Annotated in this window: 14 protein-coding genes; 8 read left to right on the forward strand and 6 right to left on the reverse strand. The window is 62.9% G+C overall.

Annotated features, from left to right (window positions below; translation table 11 throughout):
• Window positions 1–2 precede the first annotated feature (2 nt).
• The 4 genes from tal (at window position 3) to CBW66_RS05005 (ending at window position 4554) form a co-directional block, all read left to right on the forward strand.
• On the forward strand, window positions 3–953 hold the full coding sequence (gene tal / locus CBW66_RS04990; RefSeq protein ID WP_086136873.1) for a transaldolase: 951 nt from the start codon (window positions 3–5) through the stop codon (window positions 951–953).
• A 54-nt stretch (window positions 954–1007) separates the two neighbouring features.
• On the forward strand, window positions 1008–1943 hold the full coding sequence (locus tag CBW66_RS04995) for an ABC transporter substrate-binding protein (protein WP_077404737.1): 936 nt from the start codon (window positions 1008–1010) through the stop codon (window positions 1941–1943).
• A gap of 77 nt (window positions 1944–2020) precedes the next feature.
• Entirely contained in the window at window positions 2021–3520 is a 1500-nt protein-coding gene (locus CBW66_RS05000) for a sugar ABC transporter ATP-binding protein (RefSeq protein WP_086136874.1), read from the forward strand.
• Between the two features lie 26 nt (window positions 3521–3546).
• Complete coding sequence (locus CBW66_RS05005; RefSeq protein WP_086136875.1) at window positions 3547–4554, forward strand: ribose ABC transporter permease; 1008 nt, start codon at window positions 3547–3549, stop codon at window positions 4552–4554.
• Window positions 4555–4679: 125 nt separating this feature from the next.
• On the opposite strand, the gene CBW66_RS05010 is transcribed toward CBW66_RS05005, so the two are convergent.
• The 4 genes from CBW66_RS05010 to CBW66_RS05025 all read right to left on the reverse strand — a co-directional run bounded on the left by CBW66_RS05010 (window position 4680) and on the right by CBW66_RS05025 (window position 7857).
• Window positions 4680–5105, reverse strand: coding sequence for a GNAT family N-acetyltransferase (locus CBW66_RS05010; RefSeq protein ID WP_086136876.1), 426 nt, complete (start codon window positions 5103–5105; stop codon window positions 4680–4682).
• A 60-nt stretch (window positions 5106–5165) separates the two neighbouring features.
• On the reverse strand, window positions 5166–6161 hold the full coding sequence (locus tag CBW66_RS05015) for an NADP-dependent oxidoreductase (RefSeq protein WP_086136877.1): 996 nt from the start codon (window positions 6159–6161) through the stop codon (window positions 5166–5168).
• Window positions 6162–6250: 89 nt separating this feature from the next.
• The gene (locus CBW66_RS05020) at window positions 6251–6553 is read right to left on the reverse strand and encodes a Dabb family protein (RefSeq protein WP_086136878.1); all 303 of its coding nucleotides are present in this window, start codon (window positions 6551–6553) and stop codon (window positions 6251–6253) included.
• 125 nt (window positions 6554–6678) lie between these two features.
• Window positions 6679–7857, reverse strand: coding sequence for an acetyl-CoA C-acyltransferase (locus CBW66_RS05025; RefSeq protein ID WP_086136879.1), 1179 nt, complete (start codon window positions 7855–7857; stop codon window positions 6679–6681).
• Between the two features lie 228 nt (window positions 7858–8085).
• Between CBW66_RS05025 and CBW66_RS05030 the strand changes: the two genes are divergently transcribed.
• Entirely contained in the window at window positions 8086–9786 is a 1701-nt protein-coding gene (locus tag CBW66_RS05030; RefSeq protein WP_086136880.1) for an MFS transporter, read from the forward strand.
• A 110-nt stretch (window positions 9787–9896) separates the two neighbouring features.
• Here the strand turns inward: CBW66_RS05030 and CBW66_RS05035 are convergent, their stop codons facing one another.
• Both CBW66_RS05035 and CBW66_RS05040 read right to left on the reverse strand, forming a co-directional pair.
• Window positions 9897–10100 (reverse strand): hypothetical protein, encoded by a 204-nt coding sequence (locus CBW66_RS05035; RefSeq protein WP_086136881.1) that lies wholly within the window; start codon window positions 10098–10100, stop codon window positions 9897–9899.
• Between the two features lie 113 nt (window positions 10101–10213).
• A complete protein-coding gene (locus tag CBW66_RS05040) occupies window positions 10214–11155 on the reverse strand; it encodes a LysR family transcriptional regulator (RefSeq protein ID WP_086136882.1) in 942 nt (313 codons plus the stop codon).
• A 110-nt stretch (window positions 11156–11265) separates the two neighbouring features.
• Between CBW66_RS05040 and CBW66_RS05045 the strand changes: the two genes are divergently transcribed.
• From CBW66_RS05045 to CBW66_RS05055, 3 genes are all read left to right on the forward strand, one after another.
• Window positions 11266–11505, forward strand: coding sequence for a DUF2798 domain-containing protein (locus CBW66_RS05045; RefSeq protein WP_086136883.1), 240 nt, complete (start codon window positions 11266–11268; stop codon window positions 11503–11505).
• A 101-nt stretch (window positions 11506–11606) separates the two neighbouring features.
• Complete coding sequence (locus CBW66_RS05050) at window positions 11607–12005, forward strand: VOC family protein (RefSeq protein ID WP_086136884.1); 399 nt, start codon at window positions 11607–11609, stop codon at window positions 12003–12005.
• A gap of 108 nt (window positions 12006–12113) precedes the next feature.
• A complete protein-coding gene (locus CBW66_RS05055) occupies window positions 12114–12962 on the forward strand; it encodes an alpha/beta fold hydrolase (RefSeq protein ID WP_170932823.1) in 849 nt (282 codons plus the stop codon).
• The last annotated feature ends 141 nt before the right edge of the window (window positions 12963–13103 follow it).

The raw sequence follows: 13103 nt of genomic DNA on the forward strand, positions 1-13103 counted from the left end.
CAATGAATCAGCTGCAACAATTGAAGCAAGCCAGCACCGTCGTCGCCGACACGGGCGACTTCCTGCAACTGGCCCGCTTCGCGCCGCAAGACGCCACCACCAATCCGTCGCTGATTTTAAAAGCCGTGCTGCAGCCCGATTACGCACCCTTGCTGGAAAGCACGGTCGCAGCCCACAAGAATGCCTCGCTCGACGATATAGTCGACCAGGTGCTGGTGCGCTTCGGCCTGGAAATCCTGAAAGTGGTACCGGGCCGCGTGTCGACGGAAGTCGATGCCCGCCTGAGCTTTGACCGCGCCGCCACCGTGGCCCGCGCGCGCCGTTTGATCGCCCTGTACGAACAAGCGGGCGTCAAGCGCGAGCGCGTGCTGATCAAGATCGCCGCCACCTGGGAAGGCATCCAGGCGGCGCGCGAACTGGAAGCCGATGGCATCTTTTGCAACCTGACCCTGCTGTTCGCGTTTTGCCAGGCCGTCGCCTGCGCCGACGCGAAAGTGCGGCTGATTTCGCCGTTTGTGGGCCGCATCTACGACTGGCACAAGAAGTCCATGGGCGCGGCATGGGACGAAGCGGCGCGCAGCTTGTCCAACGATCCGGGAGTACAGTCCGTCACGCGCATCTTCAACTACTACAAGCAACATGGCATCGCCACGCAAGTGATGGGCGCCAGTTTCCGCAACGTGGGGCAGATCACGGCCCTGTCCGGCTGCGACTTGCTGACCATCAGCCCGGATCTGCTGGCCAAGCTGGAAGCGTCAAACGAACCGTTCGCGCGCGCGCTGGGCGGCGACCTGGGCGCGGCGCAGCCGGCCGTCACGTACGACGAGGCCGCTTTCCGCTACGCCTTGAACGACGACGCGATGGCGACCGAAAAGCTGGCCGAGGGCATCCGCGGCTTTGCCGTCGATGCGGGCAAGCTGGACGCCATGATCGAGAAATTACGCAACAAGTAAGCTTTACCCGTAGCACAGTTTGTTTTTTTACAATAAAAACCCTTGGAGATCCTCATGAAAAAAGTCATTACCGCCTCCCTGCTGCTGTCCGCCGCCTGCGGCGCCTTCGCCGCCGACAAACCGCTGAAATCGATCGGCGTGAGCGTGGGCGACCTGGCCAACCCGTTCTTTGTGGCGATTGGCCGTGGCGCGGAAGAAAGCGCGAAAAAGCTGGGCGGCCCTGGCGTGAAAGTCACGACTGTTTCCAGCAAGTATGACCTGAACACCCAGGTAGACCAGATCGAGAACTTCATCGCCAACAAGACCGACATCATCATCCTGAACGCCGTCGACTCGAAGGGCATCGCCCCGGCCATCAAGAAAGCGCGCAATGCTGGCGTGGTCGTGATCGCCGTCGACGTGGGCGCTGTGGGCGCTTCGGCCACCGTGATGTCCGACAACACCATGGCCGGCGACGTCTCGTGCGCCTACCTGGCCAAGCAGATCGGCGGCAAGGGCAATGTGGTGATCCTCAACGGCCCGCCCGTCACGTCGGTGATCGACCGCGTGAACGGCTGCAAGAAAACCCTGGCCGCGTTCAAGGATATCAAAATCCTGTCCGACAACCAGAACGCAGGCGGCAGCCGCGACGGCGGCATGACCGTGATGTCGAACCTGCTGACGGCCCATCCGAAGATCGACGGCGTGTTCGCCATCAACGATCCGACCGGCATTGGCGCGGAACTGGCGATCAAGCAATCGAAGCGCACGGACGTGAAACTGATCACGGCCGTCGATGGCGCGCCCGATGGACAGAACGCCCTGAAAAACAAGGCCGGCCTGTTTGCCGCCACCTCAGCGCAAAACCCGTACCGCATGGCGACCGATGCCGTGCAGATGGGCTACGACATCATGAACGGCCGTACGCCGAAGCAGACCATGGTGCTGTTGCCGACCCCGGCCATCACCAAGGAAAACGTCGCCACCTACACGGGCTGGGTAAAGAACTGATCTGCCTGACCTGAACCACGTGTCGCCCGCCCCGGCCCAAGGGCGGGCGACAGTTTCAAAAGCAAGGAAGGACAGTCATGAGCGACGATATTATTTTTGAAATGCGCGGCATCGAGAAGCGCTTTGGCGCCACGCGCGCGCTGCGCGGCGTGCACCTGACGGTGCGCAGCGGCGAAATCCATGCCGTGATGGGCGAGAACGGCGCCGGCAAGAGCACCCTGATGAAGATCCTCTCGGGCGTGTACACGCCGGACGCCGGTGAAATCATTCTCGACGGCAAGCCGATCAAGATTCGCAGCCCGGGCGAGGCCCGCGCGCTCGGTATCAACCTGATTTACCAGGAACTGAGCGTGGCCAAGAACATGACGGTGGCGCAGAACGTCTTCATGGGCAGCGAACCGAAGGGCCCGTTCTGGACCGTCAAGGGTGGCGAGATGCGCGCGCGCACGAACGCCATCCTGGCCGACCTCGGTTCCCGCTTCGACGCGGACACCATGGTCGCGACCCTGTCGATCGCCGAGCAGCAGCAGGTGGAAATCGCCCGCGCCCTCGTGCACGAAAGCCGCATCCTGATCATGGACGAGCCCACTGCCGCCCTGTCCGACCGGGAAACAGAACAATTGTTCCGCATCATCGAAGAGCAGCGCGACAAGGGCCTGGCCGTGCTCTACATCAGCCACCGCATGGCCGAGGTGGAACGCCTGGCGCGCCGCATCACGGTGCTGCGCGACGGCGCCTATGTGGGCGAACTGGGCAAGGATGAACTCGATCAAAAGAAAGTCGTGCAAATGATGGTGGGCCGCCCCGCCGACGACTTTTATTCGCACCAGCGGCGCACCACGCGCGGTGCCGAGCGCCTGCGCGTGGAGAGCGTGGGCGGCGGCAAGGTCAAGCCCGCCTCGTTCGCCCTGCATGCGGGCGAAGTGACGGGACTTGCCGGCCTGGTCGGCGCGGGCCGCACGGAACTGGCGCGCCTGATCTTTGGCGCGGACAAGAAGCAATCGGGGCAAGTGTGGCTCGACGGCGAGGAAGTGCACATCCACCGGCCGCTGGCGGCCATCCGCCACGGCATCGGCTACCTGCCGGAAGACCGCAAGAGCCTGGGCTTGTTCATGCAATTGTCGGCCATGGAAAACATGTCGATGAATATCCTGTCCAAGCATGCGACGGCGGGCGTGGTCAACCGTGGCGCCCTGACCCAGCTCACGCGCGAGGCGATTGCCAACCTGAACGTCAAGGTCTCCGGTCCGGACGGCATCGTGGGAGGATTGTCCGGCGGCAACCAGCAGAAAGTCTTGCTGGCGCGCTGGCTGGCCATCGCACCGAAAGTGCTCATCCTCGACGAGCCGACGCGGGGCGTGGACGTGGGCGCGAAGAGCGAAATCTACAAGATCATCCACCAGCTGGCGGACGCGGGCACGGCCGTGCTGTGCATTTCCAGCGAACTGGCCGAACTGGTCGGCATCTGCGACCGCGTGATGGTGATGTGCGAAGGACGCCTGACGGGCGAAGTGACGGGCGACGACATCACGCAGGAAAACATCCTCGCCTATGCCACACAGCTGGAAGCGGCATAAGAATAATCAACAGGAGATAGCAAATCATGACAACTACCACCCGCGGCGCCCCGCGCGCCGGCGAACCCTTCAATGCCTCGAACCTGATGCGCCGCCTGGGCATGCTGCCCGTGCTGGTCGTGCTGTACCTGGCCATGTATGGCCTGACCGTGTATTTCTCGGCCGACGGCACGTCCACCTTCATGACCAGCACCAACACCATGAACATCTTCCGCCAGGTGTCGATCAACATCGTGCTGGCCTCGGGCATGACCTTCGTCATCCTGACCAGCGGCATCGACCTGTCCGTCGGCTCCGTACTGGCCGTCTCGGCCGTGGCAGGCATGCTGATGTCGCTGTCGGCGCAGTTCGCCGGCTTTTCGATTCCCGCCTTCCTCATCGTCGGCTTGCTGCTGGGCGCGCTGAACGGCGTGCTCGTCGCCCTCGTCGGCCTGAACCCCTTCGTCGTGACCCTGGGCACCATGACGGCCCTGCGCGGCGCCGCCTATTTGCTGGCCGACGGCACCAGCGTGCTGAACACGGAAATCCCCAGCTTCGAATGGATGGGCAACGGTAGCTTCTTGGCCGTGCCCTGGCTGATCTGGCTGGCCGCCGCCGTCGTCTTGCTGACCTGGTTTATTTTGCGCAAGACCACCCTGGGCCTGCATATCTACGCCGTCGGCGGCAATATCCAGGCGGCACGTTTGACGGGCATCAAGGTCGGTCTCGTGCTGATGTTTGTCTACACCATCAGCGGCCTGTTCGCGGGCCTGGGCGGCGCCATGTCGGCCAGCCGCTTGTATGCGGCCAACGGCAACTGGGGTACCGGTTATGAACTCGACGCCATCGCGGCCGTCGTGCTGGGTGGCACGAGCCTGATGGGCGGCGTCGGTTCCGTCTGGGGCACCGTCATCGGCGCCCTGATCATCGGCGTGATGAACAATGGCTTGACGATCCTGGGACTGTCGTCGTTCTGGCAATATGTGGCCAAGGGCGTCGTGATCGTGCTGGCCGTGATCCTCGATAAATGGCGCCAGTCGCACGCGCAGAACTGATGGTGCTGGTGGTGTCGGCTTACGCGCTTTGCGCTAAGCCGACCTGCCATGGATGCCGCAGGCAAGCGCAGGCCTAGGTCGGACTAGGACCGAAGGGCCGTAATCCGACAACACCGGAAGCACAGTTAAAACGCCAGCCGCATCTCCACATGCGCAATCCCCGCCTCTTCGAATACCTCCCCCTGCTGCACGAAACCGTGGCGCGCATAGAATGGCGCGGCCACGGTTTGCGCGTTCAGCACCACCGCCGCATCGCCGCGTTCGCGCGCCTTGTCCATCAGCAAGGTCAGAATGGCGCCGCCCACGCCCGTGCCGCGGCCAGGCTGGCGCACGGCCATGCGTCCGATGTGGCCGTCCGGCAATAGCCGGCCCGTGCCGACGGCGTTGCCGGCATCATCATAGGCCACGGCATGCAGGCAGACGGCGTCCATGTCGTCGAGTTCGATCTCGGCCGGCACTTTCTGTTCATCGACAAAGACTTCAAAACGGATGGCGGTCGCGTCAGGGCCCAGGGTGGCCCAGTCGCCGAGGCGGATGGTGTGCTTGGTCATGGTGTAATGTAGAAAGAGACAGGCCGTTATTGTCGCACGGCCTGCCTTTCCACAGAGAGATCAGCTGAGCTTGACCAGCTGCTTGCCGAAGTTACGGCCTTTCAACAGGCCCATGAAGGCTTCCGGCGCGCTGGCCAGGCCCTCGGCCACGGATTCGCGGAATTTCAGCTTGCCCGTCGCCACCAGGGTACCCAGCTCCGCCAGGCCTTGCGGCCAGAATTCCGGCTGCTCGGAAACGATGAAGCCGCGCACGGTGAGGCGGTTGGTGAGGATGAAGCGCGCATTGTCGAGCGGCGTCGGTTCGCCGTTGTAGCCGGCGATCCAGCCGCACAGGGCCACGCGGCCAAATGCGTTGGTGCGCGCCAGGGTCGCGTCGAACACGGCGCCGCCCACGTTTTCAAAGATGGCGTCGATGCCGTTGGGCGTGGCCGCTTCCAGGTCGGCTGCCAGGTTGCCCGCCTTGTAATCGACGCAGGCATCAAACCCCAGCTCGTCTACGACATACGCGCATTTTTCCGCGCCGCCCGCGATGCCGACCACGCGGCAGCCTTTCAATTTCGCCAGCTGACCCACGACGCTGCCCACGGCGCCGCTGGCGGCCGACACGAGCACCGTTTCGCCCGCTTTTGGCGCCATGATCTGGTTCAAGCCATACCACGCCGTCATGCCCGGCATGCCGACGGAGCCCAGGTAGGCGGACGCAGGGATATGCGTCGTATCGACCTTGCGCAGCATGGTGCCGTCCGAGACGGCCACTTCCGTCCAGCCCAGGGTCCCCACCACCGTGTCGCCGACGGCGAACTTCGGATGCTTCGATTCCAGCACCACGCCCACCGTGCCGCCGATCATGGTTTCATCGAGCGCCTGCGGCGCCGCATAGCTTTTATTCGTGCTCATGCGCCCGCGCATGTAGGGGTCGAGCGACAGGTACTGGTTACGCACCAGCAATTGCCCATCCTGGATGGCGGGAATGTCTTTGGTTTCCAGGCGGAAGTTATCCGGCTGCACTTCGCCCGTGGGACGCGAGGCGAGGACGATGCGTTGGTAGGTGGTCATGCATGCTCCTGTCAATAAAGTTGATGGCTAACATTGATATTCACGACACCGAGCAAAACCGTCGCAGTAGGTTTGCTTCGGTGTCTCAGCTAAATCTCGTAATCCATGCACTGCCTGGCTTCCCGCACAGCCGCAAAAAACGGCTTGATTTTCACGTGCTCGGGATGGTTCTGGTAGGCGTCGAGCGCTGCGCGGCTGACGAATTCGCTGTACAGCACGATGTCGTAGGTCGCTTCCAGGCCGGGCTGGGCCACGGCTACCTCGAATTTGACAATGCCGGGGACCAAATCCGAACAGGCATCGAGCAGGGCTTTCAGTTTCAGGGCATTCGTGGCGCGGTCGGCGCCTTCGGCATGGTCTTTGAGTTTCCAGAAAACGATGTGCTTGATCATGGTGGCAGGCTGCTTGTTTATAAATGAAGCATTACTGTACCCGCTATCGGCGCGCCTTGCAGAAAGTGAGCGGTAAAAGAAAACGGGCGGCACTCAGGCCGCCCGCAGACTGGGTTTTACTTACATCACAGCACTTCGAACAGCCCCGCCGCGCCCTGCCCGCCGCCGATGCACATGGTCACGACCACGTATTTGACGCCACGGCGCTTGCCTTCGATCAAGGCGTGGCCCGTCAGGCGGGCGCCCGACACGCCGTACGGGTGGCCGACGGCAATCGCCCCGCCGTTCACGTTCAGGCGGTCCATGGGAATGCCCAGGGTATCGGCGCAATACAACACTTGTACGGCGAACGCTTCGTTGAGTTCCCACAGGCCGATGTCGGCGACCGTCAAGCCCGCCTTTTTCAGCAGTTTCGGGATGGCGTAGACGGGGCCGATGCCCATTTCATCGGGTTCGCAGCCGGCCACGGCAAAGCCGCGGAAGATGCCCAGCGGCTGCAAGCCTTTCGCTTCGGCCACTTTCGCATTCATCACGATGGCCATAGACGCACCGTCGGAGAACTGGCTGGCATTGCCGGCGCTGATGACGCCGCCCGGGATGGCCGGGCGGATCTTCGCCACGCCGTCGTACGTCGTGTCGGCACGGATGCCTTCGTCGGCGGCGATCGTCACTTCGCGCGAGACCAGCATGCCGCTGGCCTTGTCGGCCACGCCCATGACGGTGCTCATCGGCACGATTTCCGCGTCGAACAGGCCGGCCGCCTGGGCCGCGGCGGCGCGCTGCTGGCTTTGCGCGCCATACGCATCCTGGCGCTCGCGCGAAATCTGATAGCGCTTGGCCACGGTCTCGGCCGTCTGCAGCATGGGCCAGTACACTTCCGGCTTGTGCTGCTGCAGCCAGACCTCGCGGTACATATGCGTATTCATTTCATTTTGCACACAGGAAATCGACTCCACGCCGCCGGCCGCATAGATATCGCCTTCGCCGGCGATGATGCGCTGCGCCGCCAGGGCGATGGCCTGCAAGCCCGAGGAACAAAAACGGTTGACGGTCATGCCGGCCGTGGTGACGGGACAGCTTGCGCGCAAGGCGACCTGGCGCGCGATGTTGCCGCCCGTGGCGCCTTCGGGAAAGGCGCAGCCGACCAGCACGTCTTCCACTTCTTCCGCCTCGATGCGCGCGCGCTCAACGGCGGCCGCCAACACATGGCCGCCCAGGGTGGCGCCATGCGTCATGTTGAACGCGCCCTTCCAGGACTTGGCCAGGCCCGTGCGGGCGGTCGATACGATGACGGCTTCATTCATGCTGTGTCTCCTTGTGGGGATATTATTGGGTGGGGTATCTGCGGAATGAGAATAGCACATTTAAGTACGGTCGTTCGCAAAGTTGGAATGATCAGCAATTTGTAAGTTTGGTGTAAGTTTCAAGCAAGCATGACGTAAGGTTCGGAGAACACACTCGCCTCCAGCTGTTGCAAGAATGGTCAAAAAGACCGCGGCAACGGTTCACTATAAAACATAGGGAGACAAACCATGGCATCACCATCCGGCTCGGCCGACGTACGGAAAATGTCCACCAAGGGAACGCCGATTACGCCCGAGGAACGCAAGGTCATCTTTGCATCCTCGCTCGGCACCGTCTTTGAATGGTACGATTTTTACCTGTACGGTTCGCTCGCATCGATCATCGCCAAGCAATTCTTCATCGGCGACCCCACCACCACCTTTATTTTCGCGCTGCTGGCCTTTGCCGCCGGCTTCATCGTGCGTCCGTTCGGCGCGCTGGTCTTCGGCCGCCTGGGCGACATGATCGGCCGCAAGTACACTTTCCTGATCACGATTCTGATCATGGGCGGCTCGACCTTCATCGTCGGCTTGCTGCCGGGCCACGCCTCCATCGGCATCGCCGCACCGATCATCCTCGTCATCCTGCGCATCCTGCAAGGCCTGGCGCTGGGCGGCGAATACGGCGGCGCAGCCACCTATGTGGCCGAGCACGCGCCTGAAGGCAAGCGCGGCGCGTTCACGGCGTGGATACAGACGACGGCCACGCTGGGCTTCTTCTTGTCGCTGATGGTCATCCTGGGCACCCGCCTGGCGACGGGCGAGAAGGATTTCGAGGCATGGGGCTGGCGCATTCCCTTCCTCGTTTCCGTCATCCTGCTGGGTATTTCCGTGTGGATCCGCCTGGCCATGAATGAATCGCCGGCGTTTGCCAAGATGAAGGCCGAGGGCAAGACCTCGAAGGCGCCGCTGACGGAAGCGTTCGGCAAGTGGAAAAACCTGAAGATCGTCATCCTGGCCCTGATCGGCCTGACCGCCGGCCAGGCCGTCGTCTGGTACACGGGTCAGTTCTATGCGCTGTTCTTCATGATCCAGACCCTGAAAGTGGACCTGGCCACGGCCAACGTGCTCGTCGCCATCGCCCTGCTGCTGGCCACGCCGTTCTTCCTGTTCTTCGGCGGCCTGTCCGACCGCATCGGCCGCAAGTACATCATTCTCGGCGGCTGCCTGATCGCCGCGGCGACCTACTTCCCCATCTTCAACGGCCTGACCCACTTCGCCAACCCGCAGCTGGAAGCGGCACTGAAGAACTCGCCAGTGGTGGTGGTGGCCGACCCGGCTTCCTGCCACTTCCAGTTCAACATGACCGGCACCAAGAAGTTCCCGTCGTCGTGCGACATCGCCACGGGCTTCCTGTCGAACAGCTCGGTGAACTACACGAAGGAAGACGCGCCGGCCGGCGCGATCGCCAAGGTGCGCATCGGTACGAAGGAATTCACCTCGTTTAACGCCGCCATGACGCCGGACGGCCTGAACTTCGACGCCGACAGCAAGGCGAAGGAAGCGGCGCTGAAGAAGGAAATCGGCGCCGGCATCAAGGAAGCGGGCTACCCTGCGAAAGCCGATCCGGACCAGATCAACAAGCCGATGGTCGTCTTGCTGCTGTTCATCCTGGTGCTGTACGTGACCATGGTGTACGGCCCGATCGCCGCCATGCTGGTGGAAATGTTCCCGACGCGCATACGTTACACGTCGATGTCCCTGCCCTACCATATCGGTAACGGCTGGTTCGGCGGCCTGCTGCCGACCACGGCCTTCGCGCTGGTGGCCTTCAAGGGCGACATCTATTACGGCCTGTGGTATCCGATCGTCGTCGCCCTGGCGACTGTCGTGATCGGCACCCTGTTCGTCAAGGAAACGAAGGATAACAATATCTACGCCGACGATTAATTGGATGCAAGCCCTGTCCGCAAGGCCGGGGCCCGCAAAGCAAAACGCCGCTGACTGGTCAGCGGCGTTTGTTTTTTTAAGCAGCGGATGCGGCGCAGGCGGCGGCAAGCTTATTTTTCGCTCTTGCCCTTTTTCAGCTGCTCGCGCTGCTGCACGTATTCCTGGTAGCTGGTCTGGTTGCGCTTGCGGCAGGCGTTCCGGTCGTCAAAATTATTGAGGCTGTTGCAATACTCGCCGATCTTGTCCCGGTTCGCGTCATACAGTACTTCGCAGCCAGTGATGGCCAGCAAGAAGGGAACGATCAGATATTTCATTGCTACTCTCATGGATAGGGACGGATTGCGCGAAAAAACACCAGATTGCCCTCTGGATAAGCGGGCAGCTTTATCTTAACGCGATCCTGGCGAAAAGTACAAGCGCTCGGTTATTACTTAATGGAAAGGATTGGAGACAACGGGGCATGCTGCCCGTCCAGTTCCCCGTTCAGCAGCGGATTGGCCGCCGCAAACGCCGCCAGGTGTTCGAGCAGCACGCGCACGCGGGCCGGCAGGTAGCGCCGCTGCGTCCACACGGCGTACACGTGGCGCGGCTGCGGCATCCAGTCGGGCAGCACGCGCACGAGCGAACCACGCGCCACCTCGTCGCGGCACTGCAAAAGCGGACACAGCAGGATGCCGATGCCCGCGTCGGCCATCTCCACGGCCAGCCGCATTTCGTTGACGCGCAGGCGCGCCTGCGGTTCGATCACCATCTCGGCGCCATCGCCGGGCCGTCGCAAGCGCCAGCTGCGCAGCGGTTCGGCCACAATCAGCTCGTGCCGTTCGAGTTCCTGCAAGTCGCGCGGCACGCCGGCGCGCTCCAGGTAGCCGGGAGCGGCCACCATCACCAGCGCGGCGCTGCCCAGACGGCGCTGCATCAGCGAGGAATCGTCGAGCGCGCCCACGCGGATGGCCAGGTCGGCGCCGCTGCCCACGAGGTCTTGCAGCAGGTTCGACAGTTCCAGCTCCAGCCGGATGTCCGGATACTGCTGCATGAAGCTGACCCAGGCCGGTGTCAGCAAGCCGCTGGCGAAGTTGACGGGCGCCAGCACGCGGATGCTGCCGGAGACGGCCGACAGGCTGGCGTCGAGCTGCTGCGTCGCCTGCCGCAAGGCGTGGACCAGGGGACGGCACTGCTCGTAGTATTGCCAGCCTTCCGCCGTCGGCTGCAGGCGGCGCGCGCTGCGGTTGAGCAAACGGTAGCCGAGCTGGCTTTCCAGCTTCTGCAGCCGGCGCGTGACGGTGGCGGCGGGCAAGTCTTCCTTGACGGCCGCCGCATGCAGGCTGCCCGCCTCCACGATGGCGACAAACAGGGCCAGGTCATCGAGCATGATTCGTCCAGCATGATTGCATTTTCGGAATTTGAAATTAAAAATATGGCGCTAGTATAGATTGCTGCAAGTCGTTACGCTGCATATCTTCACCATTTAGAAAGTGCCCCATGTCCGATGCCCTGCGCCTGCGCTGCGTATTTGCCTTCCTGATGTCGCTGCTCATGACCCTGCTGATGAGCGCCTGGGTCACCTGGCTCAATATTGGCCTGCAGGCGGACTTCCTGCCGCGCTGGCACCATGCCTTCTTCGCCGCCTGGCCCGTGGCCTTCTGCGCCGTGATGCTGTTCGCGCCCCGCGTGCAACTGATAAGCCGCAGTATCGTGGCGCGGCTCGCCCGCCGCCCTTAACCGGCAGTCAACCAGCAACAGTATCACTCGGTCACTCCCGCCCATGGCCGCCCTGATCCGGGCTATGCTATGGCCGTCCTTGTTTTTATAGTGGAGTGCCCATGCTCGATCACGTCTCCCTTACCGTCAGCGACCTGGAACGCGCCGAGCGTTTCTACGACGCCGTCTTCGCCGCGCTGGACGTGCCCAAGGTGGGCAGCGACCACGCCAATGCGTGGATAGGCTATGGCGAGCGCAGCGATGCGGAACATCCTGAGCGCAGCTACTTTTCCGTGCGCCTGGGCCCCCAGCCCGACGACGCGCCGCGCCGCCACTGCTGCTTCAAGGCCCCCTCGCGCGCGGCCGTGCAAGCGTTCTGGCGCGCGGGGCTGGCGCATGGCGGCATCGACCTGGGCGCGCCCGGCTTGCGCCACTATCACGCCAGCTATTACGCGGCCTTCCTGTTCGATCCGGACGGCAACCGCATCGAAGCCGTCTGCCATCGCGCCGACGCCAGCTGACAGATCGGGAAATCCGCTTCTGTTCGGCATTTCCACTTCCATATGGTTTTGCCTATAATGGCTGGCACGCCATGCCGGTCCCCGGTCCCCGCACCAAGAAGGAGATTCATGCATCATCTATTCGTCGGCCGCCCCGCGCGCACCATGCTCCTCTCCAGCGCCGGCTTGCTGCTGGCAGGCTGTTTTTCCGGTTGCTCTCTGTTTCCATCCGCCCCGGCCACGCCAGGCGTGCCCGCCACGGCGGCCCTGCCCGACGCCAGCATCGCGTACACCCTGAGCGGCCAGGGCGGCTTGCCCGTGGTCTTCCAGTCGGCCATGGGTGACGGCAAGGATGTGTGGGCCAATGTCGTGCCCGAAGTGGCCAGGCAGCACCGTGTGCTCGTCTACGACCGCCCCGGCTACGGCGACAGCCAGAAGACCACCACGCCGCGCGATCCGTGCACCATCGCCGCCCAGCAGCGCGCCCTGCTGGCGCAAGCGGGCCTGAAACCGCCCTATGTGCTGGTCGGCCACGGCTTGGGCGGGCTGTACCAGTATGTGTATGCCAGACTGTACCCGCAGGACGTGGCAGGCCTGGTCCTGCTCGACCCCACGCACCCGCAGCAATGGAACCGCCTGCAGACGGACGCGTCCGCCTACGCCATGCTCGTGAAAACGCGGCGCAAACTCATGTTCAACAGCACGGAATCAGCCGAATTCGATGCCCAGACGCAGTGCCTGCAACAGGTGGACATGAGCAGTCCGCTGCGCGTGCCCGCCATGCTGCTGGTGCGCGACAAGTTCAGCATCGAGGAAATGGGCTCGTTTGAAAACGTGGTGCGGGCCCAGGAAAAGGAGTGGCAACGTTTGTCCGGCGCGCCGGCCATCGAGCGCATCACGGGCGCCGGCTACTACATCCAGAAAGACAACCCCGTCATCGTCAACGAGGCGGTCAAGATGGTGGCGAAGAAAAAATAAACGCGCGTGGTGGCGTCGGATTACGCGCTTGCGCGCTAATCCGACCTACCCGGCCATTGAACCCCTGTCAAACCGTAGATCGGATTAGCGCGGCAAAGCCGCGCGTCATCCGATAACATTGTTGGCGACAGCATTGTTGAC

It is taken from the genome of Janthinobacterium sp. GW456P (assembly GCF_002127655.1).
Lineage (GTDB): Bacteria > Pseudomonadota > Gammaproteobacteria > Burkholderiales > Burkholderiaceae_D > Janthinobacterium.